Source organism: Geodermatophilus nigrescens (genome assembly GCF_900129495.1).
Lineage (GTDB): Bacteria > Actinomycetota > Actinomycetes > Mycobacteriales > Geodermatophilaceae > Geodermatophilus > Geodermatophilus nigrescens.
The window spans coordinates 98,495-122,670 of the sequence record NZ_FQVX01000003.1 but is presented as its reverse complement, the minus strand read 5'-3'; the positions used below and the strand labels follow the sequence as shown (position 1 = coordinate 122,670).

Annotated in this window: 27 protein-coding genes and 1 riboswitch; of the genes, 16 read left to right on the top strand and 11 right to left on the bottom strand. The window is 76.5% G+C overall.

Translation table 11 applies throughout. The annotated features are described in order from the left end of the window. Positions 1-62 precede the first annotated feature (62 nt). The 4 genes from BUE37_RS14220 (at position 63) to BUE37_RS14205 (ending at position 3,919) form a co-directional block, all read left to right on the top strand. Positions 63-779 (top strand): mycothiol-dependent nitroreductase Rv2466c family protein, encoded by a 717-nt coding sequence (locus BUE37_RS14220; RefSeq protein WP_073420946.1) that lies wholly within the window; start codon positions 63-65, stop codon positions 777-779. A gap of 98 nt (positions 780-877) precedes the next feature. Further along, entirely contained in the window at positions 878-1,954 is a 1,077-nt protein-coding gene (locus BUE37_RS14215) for a FecCD family ABC transporter permease (protein WP_083628696.1), read from the top strand. A 10-nt stretch (positions 1,955-1,964) separates the two neighbouring features. Continuing rightward, positions 1,965-3,074 (top strand): FecCD family ABC transporter permease, encoded by a 1,110-nt coding sequence (locus BUE37_RS14210; protein WP_083628695.1) that lies wholly within the window; start codon positions 1,965-1,967, stop codon positions 3,072-3,074. Then, positions 3,071-3,919, top strand: coding sequence for an ABC transporter ATP-binding protein (locus BUE37_RS14205; RefSeq protein WP_073420945.1), 849 nt, complete (start codon positions 3,071-3,073; stop codon positions 3,917-3,919). Before BUE37_RS14210 ends, BUE37_RS14205 begins: the two co-directional genes overlap by 4 nt. 117 nt (positions 3,920-4,036) lie before the next feature. Here the strand turns inward: BUE37_RS14205 and BUE37_RS14200 are convergent, their stop codons facing one another. Next, a complete protein-coding gene (locus BUE37_RS14200; RefSeq protein ID WP_245794610.1) occupies positions 4,037-4,969 on the bottom strand; it encodes a siderophore-interacting protein in 933 nt (310 codons plus the stop codon). A 112-nt stretch (positions 4,970-5,081) separates the two neighbouring features. On the opposite strand from BUE37_RS14200, the gene BUE37_RS14195 reads away from it, so the two are divergent. Next, on the top strand, positions 5,082-6,083 hold the full coding sequence (locus tag BUE37_RS14195; protein WP_073420944.1) for an ABC transporter substrate-binding protein: 1,002 nt from the start codon (positions 5,082-5,084) through the stop codon (positions 6,081-6,083). An 11-nt stretch (positions 6,084-6,094) separates the two neighbouring features. On the opposite strand, the gene BUE37_RS14190 is transcribed toward BUE37_RS14195, so the two are convergent. Further along, positions 6,095-7,057, bottom strand: a complete 963-nt coding sequence (locus tag BUE37_RS14190) for an EamA family transporter (protein WP_073420943.1) — start codon at positions 7,055-7,057, stop codon at positions 6,095-6,097. Between the two features lie 41 nt (positions 7,058-7,098). Further along, the gene (locus tag BUE37_RS14185; RefSeq protein WP_073421869.1) at positions 7,099-7,494 is read right to left on the bottom strand and encodes a VOC family protein; all 396 of its coding nucleotides are present in this window, start codon (positions 7,492-7,494) and stop codon (positions 7,099-7,101) included. Positions 7,495-7,614: 120 nt separating this feature from the next. Here BUE37_RS14185 and BUE37_RS14180 point away from each other — a divergent pair, with 120 nt between their 5' ends. The 7 genes from BUE37_RS14180 (at position 7,615) to BUE37_RS14150 (ending at position 13,889) form a co-directional block, all read left to right on the top strand. Beyond that, a complete protein-coding gene (locus tag BUE37_RS14180) occupies positions 7,615-7,983 on the top strand; it encodes a hypothetical protein (RefSeq protein WP_073420942.1) in 369 nt (122 codons plus the stop codon). Positions 7,984-8,067: 84 nt separating this feature from the next. Continuing rightward, positions 8,068-8,904, top strand: a complete 837-nt coding sequence (locus tag BUE37_RS14175; RefSeq protein WP_073420941.1) for a thioesterase family protein — start codon at positions 8,068-8,070, stop codon at positions 8,902-8,904. Positions 8,905-8,929: 25 nt separating this feature from the next. Next, entirely contained in the window at positions 8,930-9,817 is an 888-nt protein-coding gene (locus tag BUE37_RS14170; RefSeq protein ID WP_073420940.1) for a mechanosensitive ion channel family protein, read from the top strand. Further along, entirely contained in the window at positions 9,814-10,242 is a 429-nt protein-coding gene (locus BUE37_RS14165) for an Rv3103c transmembrane domain-containing protein (protein ID WP_073420939.1), read from the top strand. Before BUE37_RS14170 ends, BUE37_RS14165 begins: the two co-directional genes overlap by 4 nt. A gap of 46 nt (positions 10,243-10,288) precedes the next feature. Further along, a riboswitch (SAM riboswitch) is annotated at positions 10,289-10,405 on the top strand. Between the two features lie 43 nt (positions 10,406-10,448). Next, positions 10,449-11,741, top strand: coding sequence for a bifunctional o-acetylhomoserine/o-acetylserine sulfhydrylase (locus BUE37_RS14160; RefSeq protein ID WP_073420938.1), 1,293 nt, complete (start codon positions 10,449-10,451; stop codon positions 11,739-11,741). 22 nt (positions 11,742-11,763) lie between these two features. Beyond that, positions 11,764-12,825, top strand: coding sequence for a homoserine O-acetyltransferase MetX (gene metX, locus BUE37_RS14155; RefSeq protein WP_217651271.1), 1,062 nt, complete (start codon positions 11,764-11,766; stop codon positions 12,823-12,825). Then, a complete protein-coding gene (locus BUE37_RS14150; protein ID WP_073420936.1) occupies positions 12,822-13,889 on the top strand; it encodes a threonine aldolase family protein in 1,068 nt (355 codons plus the stop codon). The genes metX and BUE37_RS14150 overlap by 4 nt, the downstream gene beginning before the upstream one ends. Before the next feature lie 4 nt (positions 13,890-13,893). Here BUE37_RS14150 and BUE37_RS14145 read toward each other — a convergent pair whose 3' ends face one another. Beyond that, the gene (locus tag BUE37_RS14145; RefSeq protein ID WP_073420935.1) at positions 13,894-14,472 is read right to left on the bottom strand and encodes a gamma carbonic anhydrase family protein; all 579 of its coding nucleotides are present in this window, start codon (positions 14,470-14,472) and stop codon (positions 13,894-13,896) included. 54 nt (positions 14,473-14,526) lie between these two features. Here BUE37_RS14145 and BUE37_RS14140 point away from each other — a divergent pair, with 54 nt between their 5' ends. Next, positions 14,527-15,561, top strand: coding sequence for a uroporphyrinogen decarboxylase family protein (locus tag BUE37_RS14140; RefSeq protein WP_073420934.1), 1,035 nt, complete (start codon positions 14,527-14,529; stop codon positions 15,559-15,561). A 7-nt stretch (positions 15,562-15,568) separates the two neighbouring features. Here the strand turns inward: BUE37_RS14140 and BUE37_RS14135 are convergent, their stop codons facing one another. Beyond that, the gene (locus BUE37_RS14135; RefSeq protein ID WP_139252990.1) at positions 15,569-15,856 is read right to left on the bottom strand and encodes a hypothetical protein; all 288 of its coding nucleotides are present in this window, start codon (positions 15,854-15,856) and stop codon (positions 15,569-15,571) included. Between the two features lie 47 nt (positions 15,857-15,903). Between BUE37_RS14135 and BUE37_RS14130 the strand changes: the two genes are divergently transcribed. After that, on the top strand, positions 15,904-16,482 hold the full coding sequence (locus BUE37_RS14130; protein WP_073420932.1) for a YdeI/OmpD-associated family protein: 579 nt from the start codon (positions 15,904-15,906) through the stop codon (positions 16,480-16,482). Here BUE37_RS14130 and BUE37_RS14125 read toward each other — a convergent pair. The 6 genes from BUE37_RS14125 to BUE37_RS14100 all read right to left on the bottom strand — a co-directional run bounded on the left by BUE37_RS14125 (position 16,479) and on the right by BUE37_RS14100 (position 21,743). Beyond that, positions 16,479-17,963: an APC family permease gene (locus BUE37_RS14125; RefSeq protein ID WP_073420931.1), complete on the bottom strand. Its 1,485-nt coding sequence runs from the start codon at positions 17,961-17,963 to the stop codon at positions 16,479-16,481. The two genes, BUE37_RS14130 and BUE37_RS14125, sit on opposite strands and share 4 nt — an antisense overlap. Positions 17,964-18,027: 64 nt before the next feature. Beyond that, a complete protein-coding gene (locus BUE37_RS14120; protein WP_073420930.1) occupies positions 18,028-19,044 on the bottom strand; it encodes a C40 family peptidase in 1,017 nt (338 codons plus the stop codon). Between the two features lie 176 nt (positions 19,045-19,220). Continuing rightward, entirely contained in the window at positions 19,221-19,694 is a 474-nt protein-coding gene (locus BUE37_RS14115; RefSeq protein WP_073421868.1) for a hypothetical protein, read from the bottom strand. 150 nt (positions 19,695-19,844) lie between these two features. Further along, positions 19,845-20,147 carry a hypothetical protein gene (locus BUE37_RS14110; protein WP_073420929.1) on the bottom strand — a complete coding sequence of 101 codons (303 nt, stop codon included), beginning with the start codon at positions 20,145-20,147 and terminating at the stop codon, positions 19,845-19,847. 152 nt (positions 20,148-20,299) lie between these two features. After that, positions 20,300-20,983, bottom strand: coding sequence for an NADPH-dependent F420 reductase (gene npdG, locus BUE37_RS14105; protein WP_073420928.1), 684 nt, complete (start codon positions 20,981-20,983; stop codon positions 20,300-20,302). Positions 20,984-21,071: 88 nt separating this feature from the next. Beyond that, positions 21,072-21,743: a TetR/AcrR family transcriptional regulator gene (locus BUE37_RS14100; protein ID WP_083628694.1), complete on the bottom strand. Its 672-nt coding sequence runs from the start codon at positions 21,741-21,743 to the stop codon at positions 21,072-21,074. A gap of 129 nt (positions 21,744-21,872) precedes the next feature. On the opposite strand from BUE37_RS14100, the gene BUE37_RS14095 reads away from it, so the two are divergent. Continuing rightward, on the top strand, positions 21,873-22,853 hold the full coding sequence (locus BUE37_RS14095; protein ID WP_281248095.1) for an NAD(P)H-dependent flavin oxidoreductase: 981 nt from the start codon (positions 21,873-21,875) through the stop codon (positions 22,851-22,853). Between the two features lie 4 nt (positions 22,854-22,857). Beyond that, on the top strand, positions 22,858-24,135 hold the full coding sequence (locus BUE37_RS14090) for an MFS transporter (protein WP_073420926.1): 1,278 nt from the start codon (positions 22,858-22,860) through the stop codon (positions 24,133-24,135). Positions 24,136-24,176 lie beyond the last annotated feature (41 nt).

The following is a 24,176-nucleotide window of genomic DNA, read 5'->3' as shown; positions in this document are numbered from 1 at the left end:
CGGCAACGCACCAGGAACACCGGCGACGCGCGGGTCCGGGCCGGCGGGGTGAGCATGGAGCCGTGGCCGACCTGCACTTCTACTTCGACCCCGTCTGCCCGTTCGCCTGGCTGACCAGCCGGTGGGTGCGGACGGTCGCCGCGCAGCGCACGTACGAGGTGGACTGGCGATTCATCTCGCTGCGGCTGCTCAACGCGCACGTCGACTACGACGCGCAGTTCCCGCCCGAGTACGAGGCCGGCCACACCGCCGGGCTGCGGCTGCTGCGCGTGGCCGCCCGCACGCGGGAGGAGCACGGCCGGGCGGCGGTCGCCACGCTGTACGAGCACCTCGGCCGGCGGATCCACGACACCGAGCCCGACCGCCCCGGCACCGCCGGCGAGCGCGGCACCCGCGGCTACCTCGAGCCGGTGCTCGAGCGGACCGGGCTGCCGGCCGGTCTCGCCGACGCCCTCGACGACGACCGCTGGGACGCCGTCGTGCAGGCCGAGACCGACGAGGCGCTGGCGCTGACCGGCCGCGACGTCGGGACGCCGATCCTGCACTTCGAGCCGCCGGAGGGTGTCGCCTTCTTCGGGCCGGTGATCAGCCGGGTGCCTCCCGAGGACCGCGCCGTCGAGCTGTGGGACCACGTGGTCGGCCTCGCGCGCTTCGCCGGGTTCGCCGAGCTCAAGCGCAGCCTGCGCGAGCGCCCGCAGCTGGTCTCGGCCGGCGTGGCGCCCGGCGAGGTCGGCGTCCAGGAGGAGTGGCAGGCCGGCAGCCGCCGCCTCCACCGGTGAGCCTCCGCGGGTAGGCCATCACCGGTGAGCGAGGTGTCCCGGCCGACCTGCGGCGACTAAGGTGAGCCTCACCTGCCCTCGTCGTCCGGAGCTGCCCGGTGTCCGTCCCCAGCGCCACGCGCACCCCCGCGGGGACCGCGGCGCCCGCGGTGACCCCCCGGACGGCCGCCGCGCGGCGCACGCGGCGCCGGGCCCTCGGGACGCTGGCGCTGCTGGTCCTGGTCCTCGCCGCGTGCGCCGCGAGCATCGCGATCGGCACCCGGCCGCTGGCGCCGGGCACCGTCTGGGAGGTCCTCACCGACCGGTCGCTGCGCACGGAGGAGGCGGTGATCGTCTGGGACCTGCGGGTCCCGCGCACCGCGCTCGGCCTCATGGTCGGCGCCTCGCTCGGGGTGGCCGGGGCGCTGATGCAGGGCCACACCCGCAACCCGCTGGGCGACCCGGGCCTGCTCGGCGTCACCGCCGGCGCGTCCTTCGCCGTCGTCCTGGCCATCGCGCTGCTCGGCGTGGCCACCCCGGCCGGCTACGTCTGGTTCGCCTTCGCCGGGGCGCTGGCCGGCACGGTCGCCGTCTACCTGCTCGGGGCGGCCGGCCGCGGCGGGGCCACCCCGGTCACGCTCGCCCTCGCCGGCTCGACGCTGTCGGCCCTGCTCTACGCCCTGGTCCGGGCGATCCTCGTCAGCGACTCCAACTCCCTCGACGCCTTCCGCTTCTGGGTGGTCGGCGCGCTGGCCGGCCGCGGCGCCGACATCGCCTGGCAGGTGCTCCCCTTCATCGTCGCCGGACTGGTGCTCGCGCTGGTCAACGCGCCGGCCCTCGACCTGCTCGGCATGGGCGAGGACGTCGCCCGCGGGCTGGGCCAGCGGGTCTGGCTCGCCCGCGCGGTCGGCCTGGTGGCCATCACGCTGCTGGCCGGCGCGGCGACGGCGGCCTGCGGGCCGATCGCCTTCGTCGGCCTGGTCGTGCCGCACGCCGTCCGGTCGTTCACCGGGCCGGCCCACCGCTGGCTCGTCCCGTGCGCGGCGATGGCCGGCGCGCTGCTGCTGCTCACCGCCGACGTCGTCGGGCGGGTCATCGCCCGCCCCGGCGAGGTGCAGGTGGGCATCGTGCTCGCCCTGCTCGGCGGCCCGTTCTTCATCGCGCTGGTGCGGCGCAAGCGGTCGGCGACGCTGTGATGGGGCCCCGGTGACCGCCACCGTCGAGACGATCCGCGGGACGACGCCGCCCGAGCCCGGCGGGCGCCCGCGCGGCCGCGCGGTGGTGCTGCGCCGCGGGCCGTTCTCCGCGCGCTTCCGCTGGCGCTCGGTCGTCGTGCCGCTCGCCGCGCTGGTCGTCGTCGTGCTGCTCTCGGCCGTCGCGCTGGGCCGCGGCGACTACCCGATCGGCCTCGGCGACGTGCTGCGCACGCTGGTCGGCGCCGGCGAGGCGGGGCAGCGCTTCGTCGTGCTGGAGCTGCGGGCGCCCCGCGTCGTCGTCGGGGTGCTCGTGGGCCTGGCGCTCGGGGTCGCCGGCGCGCTGTTCCAGACCTTTGCGCGCAACCCGCTGGCCTCCCCCGACATCCTCGGCATCACCTCCGGCGCCTCCGTGGGCGCGGTGACGGCGATCGTCGTCAGCGGCTCCTCCTCGGTGGGCGCGGTGCTCGGCGGCCTCGGCGTCCCGCTCGCGGCGCTGGCCGGGGCGCTCGGCGCGGGCCTGCTGCTGTTCCTGCTGGCGTTCCGGTCCGGCGTCGACGGCTACCGGCTGGTGCTGGTCGGTGTGGCGATCTCCTCGATGGGCCTCGCCGTCGTCGACTGGCTGCTCACCCGCGCCGCCATCTACGACGCCGCGGCGGCCTACGTGTGGATCGTCGGCTCGCTCAACGCCCGCACGTGGGACCAGGCGGTCCCCCTCGCCCTCGCGCTGGCGGTGCTCGTGCCCCTGGCGCTGGCGGCCGGCCGGGTGCTCGGCGTGATGCAGTTCGGCGACGACACCGCCCGCGGGCTGGGCGTGCGGCTGGCCGCGGCGCAGGCCGCCGTCGTGCTCGTCGCCGTCGTGCTCGTCGCGGCGGCCGTGGCCGCCGCCGGGCCGATCACCTTCGTGGCCCTGGTGGTCCCGCAGATCGCCGTCCGGCTGACCGGCGGGTCCCGGCCGCCGCTGCTGGCCTCCGGCCTCCTCGGCGCGGCGCTGGTCGTGCTGGCCGACCTGCTCACCCGGACCGTCCTGCCGCAGGCCCTGCCGGTGGGCATCATCACCGCGGTCGTGGGCGCCCCCTACCTGCTCTGGCTGCTCGTCCGCGGGAGGCGGACTCCCGCATGACGACTCACCTCTCCGCCGGGCACGCCCCGCCCACGGCTCCCGCCGGCCCCCCTCCGCGCGTCCGCCTGGCCGCCGAGGGCCTGCGGCTGGCCTACGACGACCGGGTCGTCGTCGACGGCCTCGACCTCGCGCTCACCGACGGCTCGTTCACCGCGATCGTCGGGCCCAACGGCTGCGGCAAGTCCACGCTGCTGCGCGCGCTGGGCCGGTTGCTGCGCCCGGCCGCCGGGCAGGTGGTCCTCGACGGCCGGTCGATCGCCCGGACGCCGACCCGCGAGGTGGCCCGCGTGCTCGGCCTGCTGCCGCAGACGCCGGTGGCGCCGTCGGGCCTGACCGTCGCGGACCTCGTCGCCCGGGGGCGGCACCCGCACCAGAGCTGGCTGCGGCAGTGGTCCAGCGACGACGAGGCCGTGGTGACCGAGGCGCTGGCCTGGACCGACATGGCCGACCTCGGCGACCGCCCGGTCGACGAGCTGTCCGGCGGGCAGCGGCAGCGGGCGTGGATCTCGATGGCGCTGGCGCAGGAGACCGACCTGATCCTGCTCGACGAGCCGACCACCTACCTCGACCTGTCGCACCAGATCGACGTGCTCGAGCTGGTGGCCCGGCTGCACGCCGAGCGCGGACGCACCGTCGTCGTCGTGCTGCACGACCTCAACCTGGCGGCGCGCTACGCGCAGCGGCTGGTGGCCATGCGTGACGGCGCCCTGGTGGCGTCGGGCACGCCGCACGAGGTGCTCACCGAGGAGCTGCTCGCCGACGTCTTCGACCTCGAGGCCCGCGTGGTGCCCGACCCGGTCGCCGGCACCCCGATGGTCGTCCCGGTCCGCCGCCTCCCGAGGTGAGCCCGTCGCGGCGGGATCAGGGGACCTGATCGTCGGACCTCCTCCCTCACGTCCCGCCGCGGGGGAGGAGGCGCTCCGATCAGGGGAGCTGATCGGAGCGCGAGCGCCGGTCCTCCCTCAGTTCTCGGCGCGGCCCTCGCGCCAGTAGCCCATGAAGGCCACCGAGCGCCGGTCGACGCCGAGGTCGCCGACCAGGCGGCGGCGCAGCTGCTTGACCATCCCGGCCTCGCCGGCCAGCCAGGCGTAGCAGCCGGCACCGGCCGCCGGGTCCTCGGGGACCTCCCACAGCAGCTCGGTGTCGAGGTCGACGTCCTCGGGGGCGGGCGCGGGCGCGGCGCAGACGCCGAGGTCGACCAGCGCGGCGTGCACCGCGGGGACCAGCAGCTCGCCGCGCGGGCGGTCGGCGCGGGCCAGCCAGCGCACCTGCACGCCCTCGGGCAGCCGCAGGTCCTGCAGGTCGCCGGCCTCGGGCACCTCCAGGACGGCGATCGCGCGCCGGCCGGCGGGCAGCGCCTCGAGGATGGCGCTCACGGCCGGCACCGCGGTCTCGTCGCCGGCCAGCAGCAGGTGCGTGGCGGACGCGGGCGGCGCCCACTCGACGCCCCACGCGCGGCCGCGGCCGGGCCGGTCGGGGCCCATGAGGACCATGCGGTCGCCGGGCGCCGCCTGCGCGGCCCAGGTCGCGGCCGGGCCCGCGTGCCCGTCGGTGACGCCGTGCAGGACGACGTCGACGTCGACCTCGGCCACCTCGGGCCGGGCGGCGCGCACGGTGTAGGTGCGCAGCACGGGCCGGCGCTCCTCCGGCAGCGCGCAGTACGCCGGGTACCACTCGGCGCCGGCGGCGTGCAGCTCGGCCAGCGCGGTGGGGTCGGGGGCGAGCACGAGCTTGACCCGCTGGTCGTCGCCGGCGAGGCCGAACTCCGCGAGCCGGGGCCCGGTGAGCGTGATCCGCCGCATGCTCGGGCCGAGCGGCGCCACGCGGGCGACGACGGTGTCGAAGAACAGCCACTGGGGCAGCGCGGCGGTCGGGGCCTCGGTCGTGGTGGTCACCTGCAGGTCTCCGTCTCGCCGTCGGACGGCCCTTGCGGACCGCGTGTAAGGCAAGGCTAACCTGTGCGCCGCCCGCAGGGGAATCCCCCTGCCCGACCTGCGAGGAGACCCCGTGTCCCGACCCCCGCGCCTGCTCGGCGCCTCCCTCGCGCTGGTGGCGCTGCTCGCCGCCGGCGCCTGCTCGAGTGCCGAGGACACGGAGGCGGCCGCCGCGACCGACGAGGGCTGGTCGTTCACCGACGACCTCGGGAACACCGTGGAGCTCGACGCCCGGCCCGAGCGGGTCGCCGGCCTCAACGACGTCGCGTCGTCGCTGTGGAACTACGGCATCGCGCCCGTGGCCACCTTCGGCCAGACCTCCGCCGCCGACGACGTCCAGTTCGAGGGCCGCGACCTCTCCGGCGTCGAGATCGTCGGCGAGAGCTACGGCGCGATCGACCTCGAGGCGCTCGCCGCCGCCGACCCCGACCTCATCGTCACCACCGTCTACCCGGTCGACTCCGAGGGGACGCTCGACGAGACCCAGCCGCTCTACGGCCTGGAGTCCCTCGAGCAGCAGGAGCAGCTCGAGCAGATCGCGCCGGTCGTCGCGATCGCCTGGCGCGGCTCGGCCGCCGAGGTCATCGAGCGCACCGCGGAGCTCGCCGAGTCCCTCGGCGCCGACATGGACGGCGAGGAGGTCCGCGCCGCCCGGCAGGACTTCGAGGACGCCTCCGCCGCGCTGACCGAGGCCGCCTCCTCCGGGGTCACCGTGCTGCCGGTCGCGGCCTACCCGGACGAGGGCTTCTACATGGCCAAGGCGCCCGACGACCCCTCCCTGCGGCTCTACTCCGACCTCGGCGTGCAGTTCGTCGACCCGGGCGGCGACGGCTACTTCTGGCAGACGGCGAGCTGGGAGCAGGTGCCCGAGTACGCGAGCGACGTCATCCTCTACTCGCTGCGCGGCGCCATGACGCCGGAGGAGATGGCCGGCCAGCCCACCTACGCGCTGCTGCCGGCAGCGCAGGCCGAGCAGGTCTACCCGTGGGAGTACGTCGGCATGGACTACGCCGCCCAGGCCCGCTACATGGACCGCCTCGCCGGCTGGCTCGCCGACAGCGAGAAGGTCAGCTGAGCTGAGCTGAGCTACAGCGGCGCCGGCGTCTCGGGAACGGGCGCCGGCGCCGCCCGCCGCGCGGTGACCCGCGCGGTCTGGGCCAGCGCGATGCCGGTGAGGACGACGATCCCGCCGAGCACCTGCCAGCCGGTGAGCACCTGCTCCACCCACAGCCAGGCGACGACGGAGGCGAACACCGGCTCGACGGTGGCCACCAGTCCCGCGGTCGTGGGCGGCAGGTGCCGCAGCGCCGCGATCGACAGCCAGAACGGCGTGATCGCCCCGAGGACGACGATCCAGGCGACCAGCACCCACAGCGGCAGTCGCGCCGAGCCCAGCGACACCGGCACCGCCTCGCCGAGCAGGGCGGGGTCGAACGGCGTCCACGGCGCGACGACGGCCCAGAACAGCGCCGCGGCCACGAAGCTCCAGCAGGTCAGCGCCACCGGGTCACGGTCGGCGGCCCCGCGCTCGCCCATCAGGTAGTAGGTGGCCAGGCAGACGGCGGCCGCCAGCGCCGCGCCCACGCCGAGGGCGTCGAGCGAGCCGCCGCCCTGCCACACCTGCGCGACGAGCACGAGCCCGCCGAGGGAGAGCGACAGCGCCAGCCAGATGCGCGGCCGCACCGGCTCCCTGCGCACCAGCCGGACCCACAGGGCGATGAGGACCGGCGCGGTCATCTCGAAGACCAGCGCGATCCCGACCGGCAGCCGGCCGATGGCGACGTAGTAGAGGAACTGGGTCAGCGCGACGCCGACCACGCCGAACACCACGAGGAACGGCACCTCGCGCCGGGTGAGCCGCAGCCGCCGCGGCGACACCAGCGCCAGCGCGAGCAGCAGCCCGACCGCGGCGCCGCCGCAGCGCATCGCCGTCAGCCAGGTGGGCGGCACGCCGGAGCGCAGCGCCAGCGTGGAGACCGTGCCGTTGACGGCGAACAGCCCCGCCGCGGCGACGGTGAGCAGGTACCCGACGGCGGGACGGCGGTGCACGACGGCGACAGTAGCCGCCGTCGGCCCCGACGCCGCCTACGTCACGGCGTGCCGGACGGGTCCATCCACATGACCTCCCAGACGTGGCCGTCGGGGTCGGTGAAGCTGCCGCCGACCATGTAGCCGTGGTCCTCGGCCGGCCGCCACGTGCCGCCGCCCGCGGCGAGCGCCTTCTGCACGAGCGCGTCGACCTCCTCGCGGCTGTCGCAGGACAGCGCGTGCATCGCCGACGTCTGCCGGGGGTCACCGGCCTGCCGCCCCTCGGGGAGGAAGGACGCGAAGCGCTCGGTGCTCAGGAGCTGCAGGAAGATGGCGTCGCTGACGACGACGGAGACCGAGGAGTCGTCGCTGAACTGCTCGTTCACCGAGAAGCCGAGCGAGGTGTAGAAGGCGCGGCTCGCCGCGACGTCGGACACGGGCAGGTTCACGAAGATCATGCGCACGGGGGCTCCCGGGGTCGGTGGGCCCGGCGTGGGCCCGTCGGCAGGAGAGACGCTGCCGTACGGCGGAACTCATCGGCAGGGGTGGTCCACAGGCAGGGCGGGCACCCTCGGGGCGTGACCGAGCCCCGTCCCCCGTGGTCCCGGCGCCGTCGGCGGCTGCTCGCCGGGCTCGCCCTCGGCGGCGTCGCGGGCGGCCTCGGCGCGCTCGTGCTGCCCGCCGAGGCGGGCGTCACCGCGGCGTACCTCGGCGCGCTGTGCGGGCTCCTGCTGGTCGCCGCCGTCGTGGTGTTCCTGGCGATCCCCGGGCCGGACACCCTCGGCACCCTGCTGCGCACGACGCCGCTGGCCGGCGCGGTGTGCGTCGTCGCGGCGCTGCTCGCGCTGTCGAACCCCGGGGAGTCGCTGCGCTGGCTGTGGTGGACGGCCGCCGGGGCCGGCGCGGCGTGGTCCGCCGCGGCCCTGTGGCTGAACCGCGGCGCCTGACCCGCGGCGCCTGACGCGCGGCACGCGACCGCCGGCGCCGACCCCCGACACGACGGCGACCGGCCCGGCGCGAGACTGCCGGGCGTGGACCTCCCCCGCGCCTGCTACCTGCCCGACGGCGACGACGGGTACGTCGCCACAGCGCTGACCATCGGCCCGTGGGACCCCGGCCTGCAGCACGCGGGCCCGCCGGCCGCCCTGCTCGCCCGCGCGGTGGAGCGCACCGGCGGCATCCCGGACGGGCAGGCCGTGCGGCTGGCCTACGACGTCCTCGGGCCGGTGCCGGTCGGCCCGGTGCGGGTGACCGCCCGGGTGCTGCGCCCGGGCCGGCGGATCGAGCTGGTCGAGGCGGCGCTGGAGGCCGGCGGGCGCACCGCCATGCGGCTGACCGCCTGGCGGATGCGCACCCGCGACTCCGCGGCGACCGCCACGCCGCCGCAGCCGTTCGCCGTCGGCCCGGAGGAGGCCCGGTCCGCGGCCTTCGACGTCTTCTCCGAGGAGGTCGCCTACCACCGGGCGCTGGAGTGGCGTGCGGCCGCCGGCTCGCTCACCACGACCGGGCCGGCCGCGGCCTGGACCCGGCCGCTGTGCGAGCTGGTCGAGGGCGAGCCGATGACGCCGCTGGAGCACCTGCTCGTGATGACCGACGCCGCCAGCGGCATCTCGACCGAGATCGACTGGTCGCAGGCCACCTTCGCCAACGTCGACCTCGTCGTCGCCCTGTTCCGCCAGCCGGCCGGCGACTGGCTGGGCATGGACGCCGTCACCACGCTCGGGCCCGGCGGGGCCGGGCAGTGCGCCGCCGACCTCCACGACCGCCGAGGGCGCATCGGCCGGTCGGTGGCCTCGCTGTTCGTCGAGCCCCGGGAGGAGCCGACTCCCAGGCGGACCGGGTTGGATGGGGCCCGACCGCGCAGCTGACCGACCGGAGGGGACCCGACACCGCATGGGACCGTTCACCGACCTGCTCGACTGGCTCGCCGGCCGCGGCCTGGAGATCGTGCTGATCATCCTCGGCTCGGTCCTGGTGGCCCGCTTCATCAGCTGGGTCGGCGACCGGATCACCAGCCGCATCGACGCCCGCTCCACCGGCGGCGACGTGCTGGTCCGCTCCGAGGCGGCCAAGCACCGGCACTCGCTCACCCAGGTCCTCACCTGGACGCTCATCGTGCTCGTCTACACGGTGGCGGCGTTCTACGTGCTCGACCGGCTCGGCGTCCCGGTCACCGGCCTGGTCGCGCCGGCCACCGTGCTCGGCGTCGGGCTCGGCTTCGGCGCCCAGCGGGTCGTCGGCGACGTGCTGGCCGGCTTCTTCCTCATCACCGAGCGCCAGTACGGCTTCGGCGACGTCGTCTCGATCCAGGTGGTCGGCGGCGGCGACCCGGCCAACGGCACCGTCGAGGACGTCACGCTGCGGATCACCCGGCTGCGCTCGGCCGACGGCGAGGTGGTCACCATCCCGAACGGGCAGATCGTCAAGGTGGTCAACCTGTCCCGCGACTGGGCCCGCGCCGTCGTCGACGTGCCGGTGCCCACCACGGCCGACGTCACCCGGGTCAACGACGTCCTCCGCGACGTCGGCCGGGCGGCCTTCGCCGACCCCGAGCTGCGCCGCCTGCTGCTCGACGAGCCGAGCGTCATGGGCGTGGAGAGCATCGACCTCGACCAGGTCAACGTGCGGGTGGTGGCGCGCACGCTGCCCGGCCGCCAGTTCGAGGTGGGCCGCGACCTGCGCGAGCGCATCGTGCTCGCCTTCGCCCGGGAGGGCCTGACCATCACCCCCGAGCCGCCGGCCGCGGCGCCGGCCCCGGCGCGGCAGGGGGCCCAGCAGTGAGCGTCCCCGGGGCGCCCCGCCCGGCCGACGGCACCGTCGGCGACCCCGCGGGCCGCGGCCGGTTCGGCCTGTCCGGCCTCCTGCGCCGCTCGCCCGGCCGCATCGGCCGGGCCCGCACGTCGACGCTGGTCCTGGTCGCCCTGTTCCTCGGCCTCGGCCTGCTCTACCTCTACGTCAAGCCCGCCGACGCCGGCACCGACCCGGCCGGCGGCACCACGACGGTCACCACCCCGGCGCCGGCCCCGGCACCGACGACCGCCCCATCCACGACGGAGGAGGCGCCGGGCACGACGACGCCGGAGGAGACCGCGCCGACGACGACCGCCCCGGACACGACGGCGCCGGAGCAGACCGCGCCGGACCCTCCGCAGGCGCCGGCCCCGACGACGGCCGTCCCCACCACCGGCAGCGCGCCCACCTCCTGAGCCCCCGGGCTGGACGTCGCGCCTCCGCCCGCTAGGGTCGCCCCAGGCTCCTGAGTGACAGCGCGAAGTACCTGGCTGGCTGTCCGGCAACCTCTCCTCCGTCTGAGGTGCTCCCAGGGGAAGAGCCGGCCGCGCTGCGCCCGCAGCACGGCAAGGACGGAGCACCTGTGCGCCGCAGGTCCTCCGGTACGAGAGGAGACGGCGCGATGACCGACCCGCAGAGCTGGAGCTTCGAGACCCGGCAGATCCACGCCGGCACGAGCCCCGACCCCACCACCGGCGCCCGCGCGCTGCCGATCTACGCCACCACCAGCTACCAGTTCCGCGACACCCAGCACGCCGCGGACCTGTTCGCGCTGGCCGAGCTCGGCAACATCTACACGCGGATCATGAACCCGACGCAGGACGCGCTCGAGCAGCGCGTGGCCTCCCTCGAGGGCGGCGTCGCGGCGCTCGCGGTGGCCAGCGGCCAGGCCGCGGAGACCCTGTCGCTGCTGAACGTCGCCGAGGCCGGCAGCCACGTCGTCGCCTCCGCCTCGCTCTACGGCGGCACCTACAACCTGCTGCACCACTCGCTGCCCAAGCTCGGCGTCGAGGTGTCCTTCGTCGAGGACCCCGACGACCCGGAGAACTGGCAGCGGCTGGTCCGCGAGAACACCAAGGCGTTCTACGGCGAGTCCATCGGCAACCCGAAGGGCGACGTCCTCGACATCGCCACGGTCGCCGAGGTGGCCCACCGCAACGGCGTCCCGCTGATCGTCGACAACACCATCGCCACCCCGTACCTGGTGCGCCCGCTCGAGCACGGCGCCGACGTCGTCGTCCACTCGGCCACCAAGTACCTCGGCGGCCACGGCACCGCGATCGCCGGCGTGATCGTCGACGGCGGCCGCTTCGACTGGACGCAGGGGCGGTTCCCCGGCTTCACGACGCCGGACCCGACCTACCACGGCGTCGTCTACGCCGACCTCGGCGCGCCCGCCTACGCGCTCAAGGCCCGCGTGCAGCTGCTGCGCGACCTGGGCCCCGCGATCAGCCCGTTCAACGCCTGGCTCGTGGTGCAGGGCATCGAGACGCTGTCGCTGCGCATGGAGCGACACGTCGCCAACGCCCAGCGGGTGGCGGAGTTCCTCGAGGCCCACGACGAGGTGGAGTCGGTGCACTACGCCGGCCTGCCGTCCTCGCCGTGGCACGCCGCCCAGCAGCGCTACGCCCCGAAGGGCGCCGGCGCGGTGCTGGCCTTCGAGATCCGCGGCGGCGTCGAGGCCGGCCGGCGGTTCGTCGAGGGGCTGGAGCTGCACAGCCACGTGGCCAACATCGGCGACGTGCGCAGCCTGGTCATCCACCCGGCGTCCACGACGCACTCGCAGCTCACGCCCGAGGAGCAGCTCACCACCGGCGTGACGCCCGGCCTGGTGCGCCTCGCCGCCGGCCTGGAGGGCATCGAGGACATCCTCGCCGACCTCGAGGCCGGGTTCCGCGCCGCCAAGGGCGCCTGACGTGTCCGGGGTGCGGGACGCGGTGGCGTCCCGCACCCCGCCGCGCACCGGCGGGTGGCGCGAGGGCGACCCCGCCGGCGACCGGCTCTTCCTGGACCTGGACGGACCGGTCCGGCTCGAGCGCGGCGGGGTGCTGCCCGGCGTCCGGGTGGCCTACGAGACGTGGGGCGCGCTCGCGCCCGACGGCGCCAACGCGGTGCTGGTCGAGCACGCGCTGACCGGCGACAGCCACGTCACCGGCCCCGCCGGCCCCGGCCACCCGACGCCGGGCTGGTGGGCGTCGCTCGTCGGTCCGGGCGCGCCGCTGGACACCGACCGGTTCTTCGTCGTGTGCGCCAACGTGCTCGGCGGCTGCCAGGGCACCACCGGGCCGTCGTCCGCCGCGCCGGACGGGCGCCCGTGGGGCGGGCGGTTCCCCGAGGTGACCGTCGGCGACCAGGTGCGGGTCGAGGCCGCGCTCGCCGACGCGCTCGGCGTCCGGCGGTGGGCGGCCGTCGTCGGCGGGTCGATGGGCGGCATGCGGGTGCTCGAGTGGGCTGTGGCGCTGCCCGACCGGGTGGCCGGCCTGTTCTTCCTCGCCTCCGGCGCGGCGGTCACCGCCGACCAGCTCGGCACCCAGACCACCCAGCAGGCCGCCGTGCGCGCCGACCCGGGAACCGGGCTCGGCATCGCGCGGCGGATCGCGCACCTCACCTACCGGAGCGCGCTCGAGCTCGAGGAGCGCTTCGGCACGACCGTGCAGGACGACGGCCGCTTCGCCGTCGCCTCCTACCTGGAGCACCACGCCGACAAGCTCGTCGCCCGCTTCGACCCGGGCAGCTACGTGGTGCTCACCGAGGCGATGAACACCTGGGACGTCGGCCGGAGTCGCGGCGGGGTGGAGGCGGCGCTGGCGCGGGTGACCGCGCGGGCCGTCGTCGCCGGCGTCGACTCCGACCGGCTGTACCCGCTGGAGCTGCAGCAGCGGGTGGCCGACGCGCTCGGGGTGCCGCTGCACGTGGTGTCCTCGCCGTACGGGCACGACGGCTTCCTCATCGAGGCCGATGCCGTGGGCGCGCTCGTCCGTGGTCTGCTGGGCACGTGAGCGACGACCTCGACGCGCTGCGCCTGGCCTGCGACCGGGCCCTCAACGCCCACGGGCCGGTCCGCGCCGGCGCCCTGCTGGCCACCGTCCCGGCCGACACCGCGGTCGACCGCTACGGCGCGGGCGGCGTCGTCGCGGAGCTGGAGACCGAGGTCGCCGCGCTGCTGGACAAGCCCGCCGCGGTCTACCTGCCCAGCGGCACCATGGCCCAGCAGGCGGCGCTGCGGGTGCACGCCGGCCGCACGATGCGGCGCACCGTCGTCGCCCATCCCGAGTGCCACCTGTTCCGGCACGAGGGCGGGGCGCTGGAGCGGCTGCACGGCCTGGTGCCGCGCCCGGTCGGCGACCGCAACCGGCTGCTGCTGCGCGCCGACCTCGACGCCGTCGCCGAGCCGCCGGCCGCGCTGGTGGTGGAGCTGCCCCAGCGCGACCTCGGCGGGCAGCTGCCGCCGTGGGACGACGTCGTCGAGCAGGCCGCGTGGGCGCACGACGTGCACTCCGTGGCCCACCTCGACGGCGCCCGGCTGTGGGAGGCCTCCGCCGGGTACGAGATGCCCGCCTCCGACCTGGCGGCGCCGTTCGACACCGTCTACGTCAGCTTCTACAAGGGCGTCGGCGCGCTCGCCGGGTGCTGCCTGGCCGGGCCGGCCGACGTCGTCGCGGAGGTCCGCGAGTGGCGCCACCGGCTCGGCGGCACCCTGTGGGGCCTGTGGCCGGGGGCCGCCTCCGCGCTGACCTGCCTGCGCGAGCGGCTGCCGCTGTTCCCCGCCTACCTGCAGCGGGCCCGCGAGATCGCCGACGCGGTCCGGGACCTGCCCGGCGTGCGCGTGGTCCCCGACCCGCCGCAGACGCCGATGCTGCACCTGCTGCTCACGACGACGCCCGAGCGCTTCCGCGCCGCCGTCCGCGGGCTGGCCGAGGACGGGCTGTGGACCTGGAACGACGCCGCCCCGACCGCCGACCCGGCGGTGCAGCGGGTGGAGCTGTCGGTCGGCGACGCGACGATGGCGCTGCCGGTCGAGGAGGTCCGCGGCGCGCTGGCCCGCCTCGCCGGCGCCGTCTGACGCGCTAGTCCGCGGCGTCGCCGGGGACGTGGCCGGCCGAGGGCAGCGGCCGGCGCACGACCGGCCGCACCCGCCGCGCGGCGGGCAGCCGCTCGGTGTAGGCGAGCGCGTTGAGCCGGATGTGCGTGAGGTCGTCCTCGGTGGCCTGCCGGATCACCTTCGCCGGCACGCCGGCCACCAGCGAGCCGGGCGGCACCTGCGTGCCCTGGGTGACGACGGCGCCCGCGGCCACGATCGAGCCCGACCCGATGTGCGCCCCGTTCATCACCACGCTGCCCATGCCCACGAGCACGTCGTCGTCGACCCGCGCGCCGTGCAGGACGACCCGGTGCCCCACGGTGACGCCGCGGCCGATGACCAGCGGGAACCCGGGGTCGGAGTGCAGCGTGCTGCCGTCCTGCACGTTCGAGTCCTCGCCGATCTCGATCACCTCGGCGTCGGCCCGGGCCACCGCGCCGTACCAGATGCTCGACCGCGGCCCCATGGTCACCGCACCGACCACCACCGCCGTCGGCGCCACGAACGCCTCGTCGTCGATGGCCGGTGCGCCGTTGTCGAGCTCCGCGATGTAGTTGTCCGCCACGGCCCCACCCCAGCACACCGGACCCCGCGCGGCCGCCCGGGGCAGACTCCTCCCGTGCCCGTCGACCTGCCGTTCCTGCCCACCACCGTCGTCGGGAGCCTCCCGCAGCCCGGCTGGCTCATCGACCACGACCGCCTGGCCCACCAGTTCCCGCCGCGCGTGCGCGCCCGGGAGCTGTGGCGGCCCGCGCCGGAGCACCTGGAGGAGGCCCAGGACGACGCCACGCTGCTGGTGGTGCGCGCCCAGGAGGCAGCCGGCCTCGACCTGGTCGGCGACGGCGAGCAGCGCCGGGAGTCCTACTCCAACCACTTCGCCACGGCGCTCGACGGCGTCGACGTCGACACCCCCGGGACCGTCCTCAACCGCTCCGGGCAGCCGATCCCGGTGCCGCGGGTGACCGGGGAGGTCGCGCGCCGCGGGCCGATCCAGGCGCGCGACGTGCGGTTCCTGCGGGCGGCCACCGACCGGCCCGTCAAGATCACGCTGCCCGGCCCGTTCACCATGGCCCAGCAGGCGGCCGACGAGCACTACGGCGACGACCGGGCGCTCGCGCTGGCCTACGCCGACGTCGTCCGCGAGGAGATCGCCGACCTGTTCGCCGCCGGGGCCGACGTCGTCCAGATCGACGAGCCCTGGCTGCAGGCGCGGCCCGAGGTGGCCCGCCGCTACGGCGCCGAGGCGGTCACCCGCGCCGTGGAGGGCGCGCCCGGACCGGTGCACCTGCACCTGTGCTTCGGCTACGCGGCGATGGTCGCCGAGCGGCCGGAGGGCTACTCGTTCCTCCCGGAGCTCGCCGACACCCCGGTGGACACCGTGTCGGTGGAGACCGCGCAGTCGCACCTGGACCCGGCACAGCTGCGCCCGCTGCGCGGCAAGGGCATCGCGCTGGGCGTGCTCGACCTGTCCACGCCGGAGGTGGAGACGCCGGAGGTGGTGGCCGACCGCGTCCGCCGCGCCCTGGACGACGTCGACGTCGACCGGCTGGTGCTGTCCTCCGACTGCGGCCTGAAGTACCTGCCGCGGGCCTCCGCCGAGGGCAAGATGCGCTCGCTGGCCCTGGCCGCCCGGACGCTGCGCGCGGAGCTCTGAGCGCGGCTCAGCCGGCCCGCACGCTCCACCGGGCCAGGAACTCCTCCGGCCCGACGGCGGCCATCTCCGCGCGGACCGCCGTCAGCACGTGGGCGGTGCCGTCCTCGCTGGGCACTCGGAGCACCTCGGTGCCGTCGTCGCGGCGGCGCACGACGACGTCGTGCACGGTGGGCTCGGGCACCAGACCCTGCGCCAGCCCCGCGGCGAACGCCCCGGCCACGCGGGCCCAGTGCCGCACCCGCCCGCCCGGCCGGGGCTCGAGGGCGGCGGAGTAGCGCTCGTCGGCACGGTCCACCCGCACAGGGTGGCGCAGCGGGCGCCGCCGCCGCCAGGATCGCCGTCGTGACGCTGCCGACCGACCTGCCGGTGCTCGCCTTCCCCGACCAGGCCGCGTTCGAGGCGTGGCTGGAGGCCGAGTCGGCCACCGCGCCGGGCATCTATGTGAAGCTGGCCAAGAAGGGCGCCGGCGTGCCCTCGCTGACCCGCGACGAGATGGTCGAGTCGCTGCTGTGCTTCGGCTGGATCGACGGCCGCGCCAACAGCGTCGACGAGCACTGGTACCTGACCCGCGTCACCCCGCGGCGGCCGCGCAGCGTGTGGTCGGCCAAGAACGTCGGGATCGTGGCCGAGCTGGTGGCGGCCGGCCGGATGCGCCCGGCCGGCCTCGCGCAGGTGGAGGCGGCGCGGGCCGACGGCCGCTGGGAGCGCGCCTACGCGGGCCCGGCCACCATCACCGTCCCCGACGACCTGGCCGCCGCCCTGGCGGCCGAGCCGGCCGCCCAGGAGGCCTTCGCCGGGCTCGACGGCGCCAACCGCTACGCGGTGCTCTGGCGGGTGCACACGGCGGCGAGCCCCGCGACGCGGGCCAAGCGGATCGCGGCCCTCGTCACGATGCTCGCGGAGGGCCGCACGATCCACTAGGCGGCGAGCGGGTCGGCGTCCTCCGGGGCGACGCCGGGCCGCTCCTGCCAGAAGCGCCCGTCGCGCCGGCGCCACACGAGCATGAGCGCGACGCCGGCCAGCATGATCCCGACGCCGATCACCAGCGGCGGGCCCACGCCGAGCCAGGCCTGCCCGGTGTAGCTGTTGTCCGGGTCGGCGAGGTCGCGCACCGACAGGACGAGCAGCCAGGCCAGCAGCGCCGCGCCCACGAGCGGGCCGACGCCGAGCAGCAGCGCGTCGCGGAGGCTGTGCGCCAGCCGGCGGCGGAAGTACCAGGCGCAGGCGACGCCGGTGAGGGCGTAGTAGAGGGCGATCAGCAGCGACAGCGCGGTGATCGAGTCGAACAGCGCGTTCTCGCTGACCAGGTGCACGCCGACGTACCAGGCGACCGCCACGCCGGCGACCCACCAGGTGGAGACGTCGGGGGTGCGGAAGCGCTCGGACACCGACCCGAACCGCGCCGGCAGCGCCGCGCGCCGCGCCATCGACAGGCCGGTGCGCGACGCCGGGATGATCGTCGTCTGCGTGGAGGCGATCGCCGAGGTGGCGACGGCGGCCAGCACCACCCAGTCCCAGCCGCCCAGCGCCTCGGTGGACAGCAGCGCGAAGACCGCCTCCTCCTCGTCGGCGTTGCCGGCGAGGAACGCCGTCCCGGCAAAGGAGACGACGGCGACGGCCACGCCCACGTAGGTGAGCAGCAGGACCACCGTCGACCACACGCCGGCCCGGCCGGGGGCGACCCGCGAGTCGGTGGTCTCCTCGGTGAGGTTGACCGCCGACTCCCAGCCCCAGTACGCGAAGACGCCGAGCAGCAGCCCGCCGGTCAGTGCGGCGCCGCCGGCGCCGAAGGGGTCGAGCCAGTCCCACGCCGGCGTCAGCCCGCCGAAGGGCGAGTCCCCGCGCACGCCGCGCACGATCGCGACCACGGCGAACACCAGGAGCGCCGCCGTCTGGGCGAGGATCAGCGCGTTCTGCAGGCGTGAGGAGATCTCGGTGCCGAGCACGCAGACCGCCGACATGACGAGCACCAGCAGCACGCTCAGCGCGATGACGGCGGGCGTGGAGTCGGCCAGGGCGTCGAGGCCGACCATCAGCAGGGTGAACCGGACGCCGACCTCGGCCAGCGACCCCACCACCAGGACGCCGGTCATGGTGATCGCCCAGCCGCCGATCCAGCCGGCGGTCGGGCCGAAGGCGCGGGTGACCCAGGAGAACGTCGTCCCGCAGTCGGGGTCGGTGCGGTTGAGGGCGGCGAAGGCGCCGGCGATGAGCAGCATCGGCACGAACGACGCCAGCATGACTCCGGGCGCGTGCACGCCCACGAGCGCCACGACCGGGCCGATGACGGCGGCCAGCGAGTAGGCCGGCGACGTCGCGGCGAGGCCGATGACGAGCGAGTCGAGGAAGCCGATGGCCCCGGGCCGCAGTGCGGGCTCCGGTCGCGGTAGTGCCCGGGTCACGGTCGGCCACGGTACGGCCTGCCGCCGCCCCCGGCGCGGGGGCGGGCCGGAGGGCCGGGTGCGGCTAGGCGACGCGGACGGCGCCGCGGTACCCCGCCTGGTCCACGCTGGTCACCGCGACCGGCTGGCCGAAGGTGCGGGCGTGCACCATCTTCCCGTCGCCGATGTAGATGCCCACGTGGCTCACCGGCGAGTAGAAGTAGACGATGTCGCCGGGCAGCAGTTCCGAGCGCGAGACCGGGGTCCCCATCGTCGACTGGGCCTTGCTCGAGTGCGGCAGGGAGATGCCGGCGGCGGCGTAGGCGTACTGGGTCAGCCCCGAGCAGTCGAAGCCGTCCGGGCCGGAGGCGCCCCACACGTAGGGGTCGCCGATCTGCCCCAGCGCCGTCTGCACGGCGGTGGCGGCGGCGGGGCCGGGTGCGGCGGCCGCGGCGACGGCGGCCGACGGCGCGTCGAGCACGGGGCCGGCGAGCGCGGCGGTCACCCGCGTCTGCTCGGCGGCGGTGAGCCGGGCGAAGTCGGCCTCGTAGGCGTCGACCTGGGCCTGCACCTGCGCCTGCTGCTCCTGGAGGGTCGTGAGCGCGGCAGCGGCCTCGGCGGCCGCGGCATCGGCCGTGGCGCGGGCCTGGTCGGCGGCGGCCTGGGCGACGGCGACCTCGGTGAGCACGCCGTCGGTGTGGTCGGCGATGAGGTCGAGCATCGTCATCTGCGCGACGAGGTCGTCGGCGGAGTCGCTGCCGAGGAAGGCGGCCACGCGCGAGCGGGTGGTGCCGGTGTAGCCGCTCTGCGCGATGGCGCGGATGGCCGGCTCGAACTGCTGCAGCGTCGCCTCGGCGACGGCGGCGGCCTGGTCGGCCTCGGCGGCGGCCTGCTGCTGGGCGGCGACGGTGAGCTCGGCCTGGTGCACCTGCTCGTCGACCGCGGTGAGCTGCCGGCCGGCCTCCTCGACCAGCTGGGCGGCCTCGTCGGCGGTCGACGGCGCGGCGGAGGCCGAGCCGGGCGCGAGCACGAGGGCCACCAGGCCGGTGGCGGCGACGACCGCACCCGTCCAGCGCCGTCCCGTCGTCCGGTTGCGCTGCACGTCCGGCCTCCTCCTGCCGCCCCCGCGGGCGACGTCCCCCTGGTCTGGTCCGTACGGACGGTAGGGAGGAGGTGAGCGGAGCGTGTGCAGGGCGCGCGGTGATCAGCGGGCGGGACGGTCCCACCGGCCCCGTTCGTCCCACCCGCCCCGCGGGTCGCGGGAACGGGCCGGTCCTGTCAGGGGGCGGTGCTCCGCCGGCGGTCGGGAGCGAGCGGGACCAGCGCGTCGGCCACCGCGCCGGTGACGAAGGAGTAGACGGCCTTGCCGGCGAGGTCGACGACCCGGTCCCGGCGCGACCACGTCCACGGCGGGTCGCCGACGCCGGTCGCGTTCTCCAGCGTCTGGTCGGTGGCCAGCCGGACCGAGGTGTGCCAGGCCGAGGCGCGCCAGCCGCGCAGCCCGCTGGCCGCCCACACGCCGCGCAGCGCGCCGACGGCGGCGCCGGTGCCCCAGTGCATGAGGTGGTTGCGCACGAACGGGCGCTCGGAGCCGGGCGGACGGCGCCGAGTGGCCAGCGCCGTCAGCGTGCGCGCGGGCACGTAGGAGTCCGGCCGCCCGGTCACCTGCTGCTCGGCCTTCTCGGCCAGGGTCATCGCCGCGGTGCCGGCCAGTCCGGCCAGGGCACCGCGCATCGCCGCTCGTCCCAGCATGGCGACGTCCGTACCCCGCCGTCCGCGCGCGAAAGGCGGTCCGGGGAGGTGCCCCGACCGCGCGCCGCGGTGCCCGACCTCGCGCTGCAGCGAGAGGTCGGGCACCGCGGGGAGAGGGCGGGTCCCGCCGGAGGGCGGGAAGGTCCTTCCTCAGCCGGCGAGGGGCTCCTCGGCGTCGAGCCCGGCGACGACCTCCAGGTCGCGGAGGACGGCGGAGAGCTCGTCGGCGGTCCACGGCTCGCAGCAGTCGCAGCCGTCCTCGGCGAAGCAGCGCAGGCCGAGGGTGCCGCCGGCCTGGTCCTCGTCGATGGCCAGGTGCCCGCCCACGGGCGAGCGGTGGCAGGGGCAGCCGGCGGCGCACAGCCCGATGCCCCAGCCGGAGACGACGACCGTCCGGCCGTCGTCCCAGATCCTGCCGACCTGGAAGACGGACGGCTTCTGGTTGCGGGTCATGTGGGTGCTCCCCTCGCCGGCCCCACTGCCGGAGGCCTCCTGCGGTTGCGCGGAAAAATAATCCGGGAACCGTGTTTGAGGGGAGGTGCCGTGCGGTACAGGTGCGGGATTTCACTCCCCCGTCACAGGCGCCCCACGCGTGCGGCGGGCCGTCACACGTCGGTGACGCGCAGCCCCGCGTGCGCCTTGTACCGGCGGTTGACGCTGATCAGGTTGGCGGTGAGCGCCTCCACCTGGTGCGCGTTGCGCAGCCGGCCGGCGTAGACCCCACGCATGCCCGGCACCGCGGACGCCAGCGCCTGCACCAGGTCGGTGGCCTCGCGGTCGTCGCCGAGCACCATGATGTCCGTGTCGACCTCGGCCACCTCCGGGTCCTCGAGCACCACGGCGCTGACGTGGTGGAACGCGGCGACGACGCGGCTGTCGGGCAGGAGCGCCGCGGCCTGCTGGGCGGCCGAGCCCTCCTCGACCGGCAGCGCGAAGGCGCCCTGCTTGTCGAAGCCGAGCGGGTTGACGCAGTCGACGACGACCTTGCCCGCGAGCTCCTCGCGCAGGCCGGCGAGCAGCTCGCCGTGCCCGTCCCACGGCACCGCCACGACGACGACGTCGCCCGCGCGGGCCGCCCCGCGGTTGTCGTCGCCGGTGACGTCGCCGCCGGTGGCCGCGGCGAGGTCGGCGGCCGTGGCGCCCGCGCGGCCGGCGTCGCGGCTGCCGAGCACGACCCGCACCCCGGCCGCGGCGAACCGCCGGGCGAGCCCGCGCCCCTGCGGGCCCGTGCCGCCGAGCACCGCCACGGTCAGCTCCTCGGGCACGCCGGCCCCGGTCGCCTCGGTCACTGGACGCCTCCTCGCCGCGCTCCCCGGCGGAGCGCCCGGGTGCGGACGCTAGCTGACGCCCGCGTCACATCGATCCGCGGGACCCCGCTCAGGCGGCGGGCGGCACGTCCGCGCCGATGGCCCGCACCCACACGGTGGTCAGCGTGCGGAGCAGGGCGTCCCGGTCGAAGTCGCGGCCGAGGTTGAGCCACACGTAGCAGGTGTGGTCGACCATCGCCCCGAGCACCTCGGCGGTCAGCACCGGGTCCAGCGACTTGTCGGCGATGCCCGCCTCCTGCTGGTGGGCGATGCCCCGCGCGGCGCGCTCGACGAACGCCTCGCGCACCTGCAGCCGCAGGTGCTTGAGCTCGGGGGTGAACGTCCCGACCTGCTCGACCAGGGCGATGATCCGGGCCCGCGGCCGGTAGGCGTCGACGAACCGCTCCATCGCCGCGTGGGCCCGCTCGTACGGCGTCCCGGCGTGCGTGTCGGCCCGCAGGGCGACGAGCATCTCCCCCACGACCCCGGTGGCGACCGCCTGGAAGACGGCGTCCTTGGAGTCGAAGTAGGTGTAGAACGTCCCCTGGGCCACCCGCGCCTCGGCGACGATGTCGGCGACCCTGGTGTCGAGGAAGCCGCGCTTCTCGAAGACGCGGCGCGCGGCGTCGAGCAGGGCGGCCTTGCGGGCCTGGCCCTTGCCGGTCAGCGGCCCGGCCTCGCGGCGCTCCTGCTGGCCGGCGCTCGCGACGGCGCCGACACCCGCTCCCCGTGGTCCGCTCACCGGCCGCTCCTCCCGCTCGGGTCCCCGGCCCGCGTCACCCGACGGTGACGTCGCCGTCGACCGGCGTCCGGCCGTTCGGGGACCGCAGGATCGTAACGGCTGGGGCCTCTGTTCCCCACCCGTTGACCCCTGTCGCCCCAGACGGGGGAGCGCTACCGTGCCGCCATGCCAGTTGACACGCGCGTCACACGCATGCTGGGCATCGACGCCCCGATCATCTCCGCGCCGATGGGCTGGGTGGCCCGTCCCGAGCTCGTGGCAGCGGTCTCGGAGGCCGGCGGCATGGGCCTGGTGCCAGGCTCACTGCCGGTCGACCAGGTCCGCGAGGACATCGCGCGCACCCAGGACCTCACCGACCGGCCGATCGGCGTCAACATCCCGCTGGCCTTCGCGAAGGACCCGGCGGTGGTCGACGCCGTCGTCGACGCGGGCATCCGGTTCGTCACCACCTCGGCGGGCTCGCCGGACCGGTACACGCCGCTGCTCAAGGACGCCGGGCTGACCGTCTTCCACGTCGTCCCGACGCTCGCCGCCGCGCGCAGGGCCGTCGACGCCGGCGTGGACGGCCTCGTCGTCGAGGGCGTGGAGGGCGCGGGCTTCAAGAGCCCGCACGAGGTGGCCGCCATGGTGCTGCTGCCCCTGGTCACCCGCGCGGTCGACGTCCCGGTGGTGGCCGCGGGCGGCATCGTCGACGGCGCCTCGCTGCTCGCCGCCTTCGCCCTCGGCGCGGAGGGCGCGCAGATGGGCACCCGGATGCTCGCCTCGGCGGAGTCGGCGGTGCACGCCAACGTCAAGGACGCCGTCCTGCGGGCCACCGAGACCGACACCGTGCTGCTCAACCGGGAGCGCCGCCGGCCGATGCGGGTGCTGCGCACCGACCTGGTGGCCGCCGCCGAGGCCGATCCCGATCGCGATCCCACGCCGCTGCTCGGGCGGGTCCTGGAGACCTACCGCGACGGCGACCTCGAGGCCTCGCTGCAGCAGCTCGGGCAGGTGGCCGGGCGGATCGACGAGGTGATCCCGGCCGCGGAGATCGTCGCCCGCACGATGGCGGAGTTCGAGCACCTGCTCGGCACGCTGGCCGCGCGGCACCTGCCGGTCCCGGCCTGACCCGGTGGCCGGCCGGCGCCCGTTCGGCGGCTGGCGGGTCGTCGCGGCGCTCGCGTGGACCAGCGGCGTCACGGTCGGCGTCAGCTTCTACGGCGTCTCGGTCTACCTCGAGGCGCTGACCACCGGTCCCGGCGCCCTGCCGGTCGCCGTCGTCTCGCTGGCCACCGGCGCCTTCCTGCTGGTGAGCGGCGTGTCCGGGCTCGGCGTCGCCGCGCTGCTGGACCGGCTCGACCCGCGCTGGGTGGTCGGCGGCGGCGCGGTGCTGGTCGCCGCGGCCGCGCTCGGCCTCGGCCGGGTGCAGACCAGCGGCGAGTTGCTGGCCGCCTACGCCGTCCTCGGCGTCGGGTTCGCCGCCACCGCCGCCATCCCGGCCAGCACGCTGGTGGCCCGCTGGTTCGTCCGCCGCCGCACCACGGCGCTGTCGCTGGCCTTTCTCGGGCTCCCGATCGGCGGCGCGGTCCTCACCCCGCCGGTGGCGCTGCTCGTCGACGAGCTCGGCGTCGCCGGCGCCTCGCCGTGGCTCGCCGGCGGGCTGCTGGTCGCCGTCCTCCCGGCCGCGCTGCTGCTGCGCGCCGACCCTGCGTCGGCGGGGCAGCGGCCCGACGGCGACGCAGGCCCGCCGCTGCCCCCGGCCGGCGACGGCGGCGGCGCCCCCGGCGTGGGCCCCGCGCTGCGCACCGGCTGGTTCTGGGTGGTCACCGCCGCGCTGACCCTCGGCATGCTCGGGCAGGTCGGCACGCTGTCGCACCTGTTCAGCGCGGTCACCCAGCGGCTGGACACCGCGACGGCGGCGCTGGCGGTCTCGGTGACCGCCCTGGCGAGCCTCGCCGGGCGCCTGGCCGGCAGCTGGCTGCTCGCGCGGGTGCGCCTCGCACCGGCCGCCGTGGCGCTGCTGGCCGTGCAGGGCGTCGCGACGGCGGCGACGGCGGTGGCCTCGGGCGCGCCCGCCGTCGTCGGGGCGGCGGCCCTGTTCGGCGTGACGATGGGCAACCTGCAGGTGCTGCACCCGCTGCTGGTGGCCGAGCGCTTCGGCGGCGGCCGGGCCTACGGGCGGGTGCTCGCGGCCTCCAACCTCGTGGTCACGGCCGGCATGGCCGGCGGCCCGGCCGCGGTGGGCGCGGTGCGGGCGCAGACCGGCGGCTACACGGCGGCGCTGTGCCTGGCCGGCGCCGCCGCGCTCGCCGGGGCGGCGGTGCTGGCCGCCGGGGCCCGCACGGCGGGGCGGCCCGTGGCCGCCGGACCGGGCCGCGCGGCCGACGGCGTCGCCGTCCGGCCCGGGTGACCCGCCGGGACGGCCAGGGCGGCGGGCGACCTCAGAGGCGG

Excerpts from the sequence above, each read along its gene's own strand:
- BUE37_RS14205 (WP_073420945.1), top strand. The coding sequence starts at position 3,071 with ATGACGACTCACCTCTCCGCCGGGCACGCCCCGCCCACGGCTCCCGCC.
- BUE37_RS14185 (WP_073421869.1), bottom strand. The coding sequence starts at position 7,494 with ATGATCTTCGTGAACCTGCCCGTGTCCGACGTCGCGGCGAGCCGCGCC.
- BUE37_RS14170 (WP_073420940.1), top strand. The coding sequence starts at position 8,930 with ATGGGACCGTTCACCGACCTGCTCGACTGGCTCGCCGGCCGCGGCCTG.
- BUE37_RS14160 (WP_073420938.1), top strand. The coding sequence starts at position 10,449 with ATGACCGACCCGCAGAGCTGGAGCTTCGAGACCCGGCAGATCCACGCC.
- BUE37_RS14115 (WP_073421868.1), bottom strand. The coding sequence starts at position 19,694 with ATGCTGGGACGAGCGGCGATGCGCGGTGCCCTGGCCGGACTGGCCGGC.
- BUE37_RS14110 (WP_073420929.1), bottom strand. The coding sequence starts at position 20,147 with ATGACCCGCAACCAGAAGCCGTCCGTCTTCCAGGTCGGCAGGATCTGG.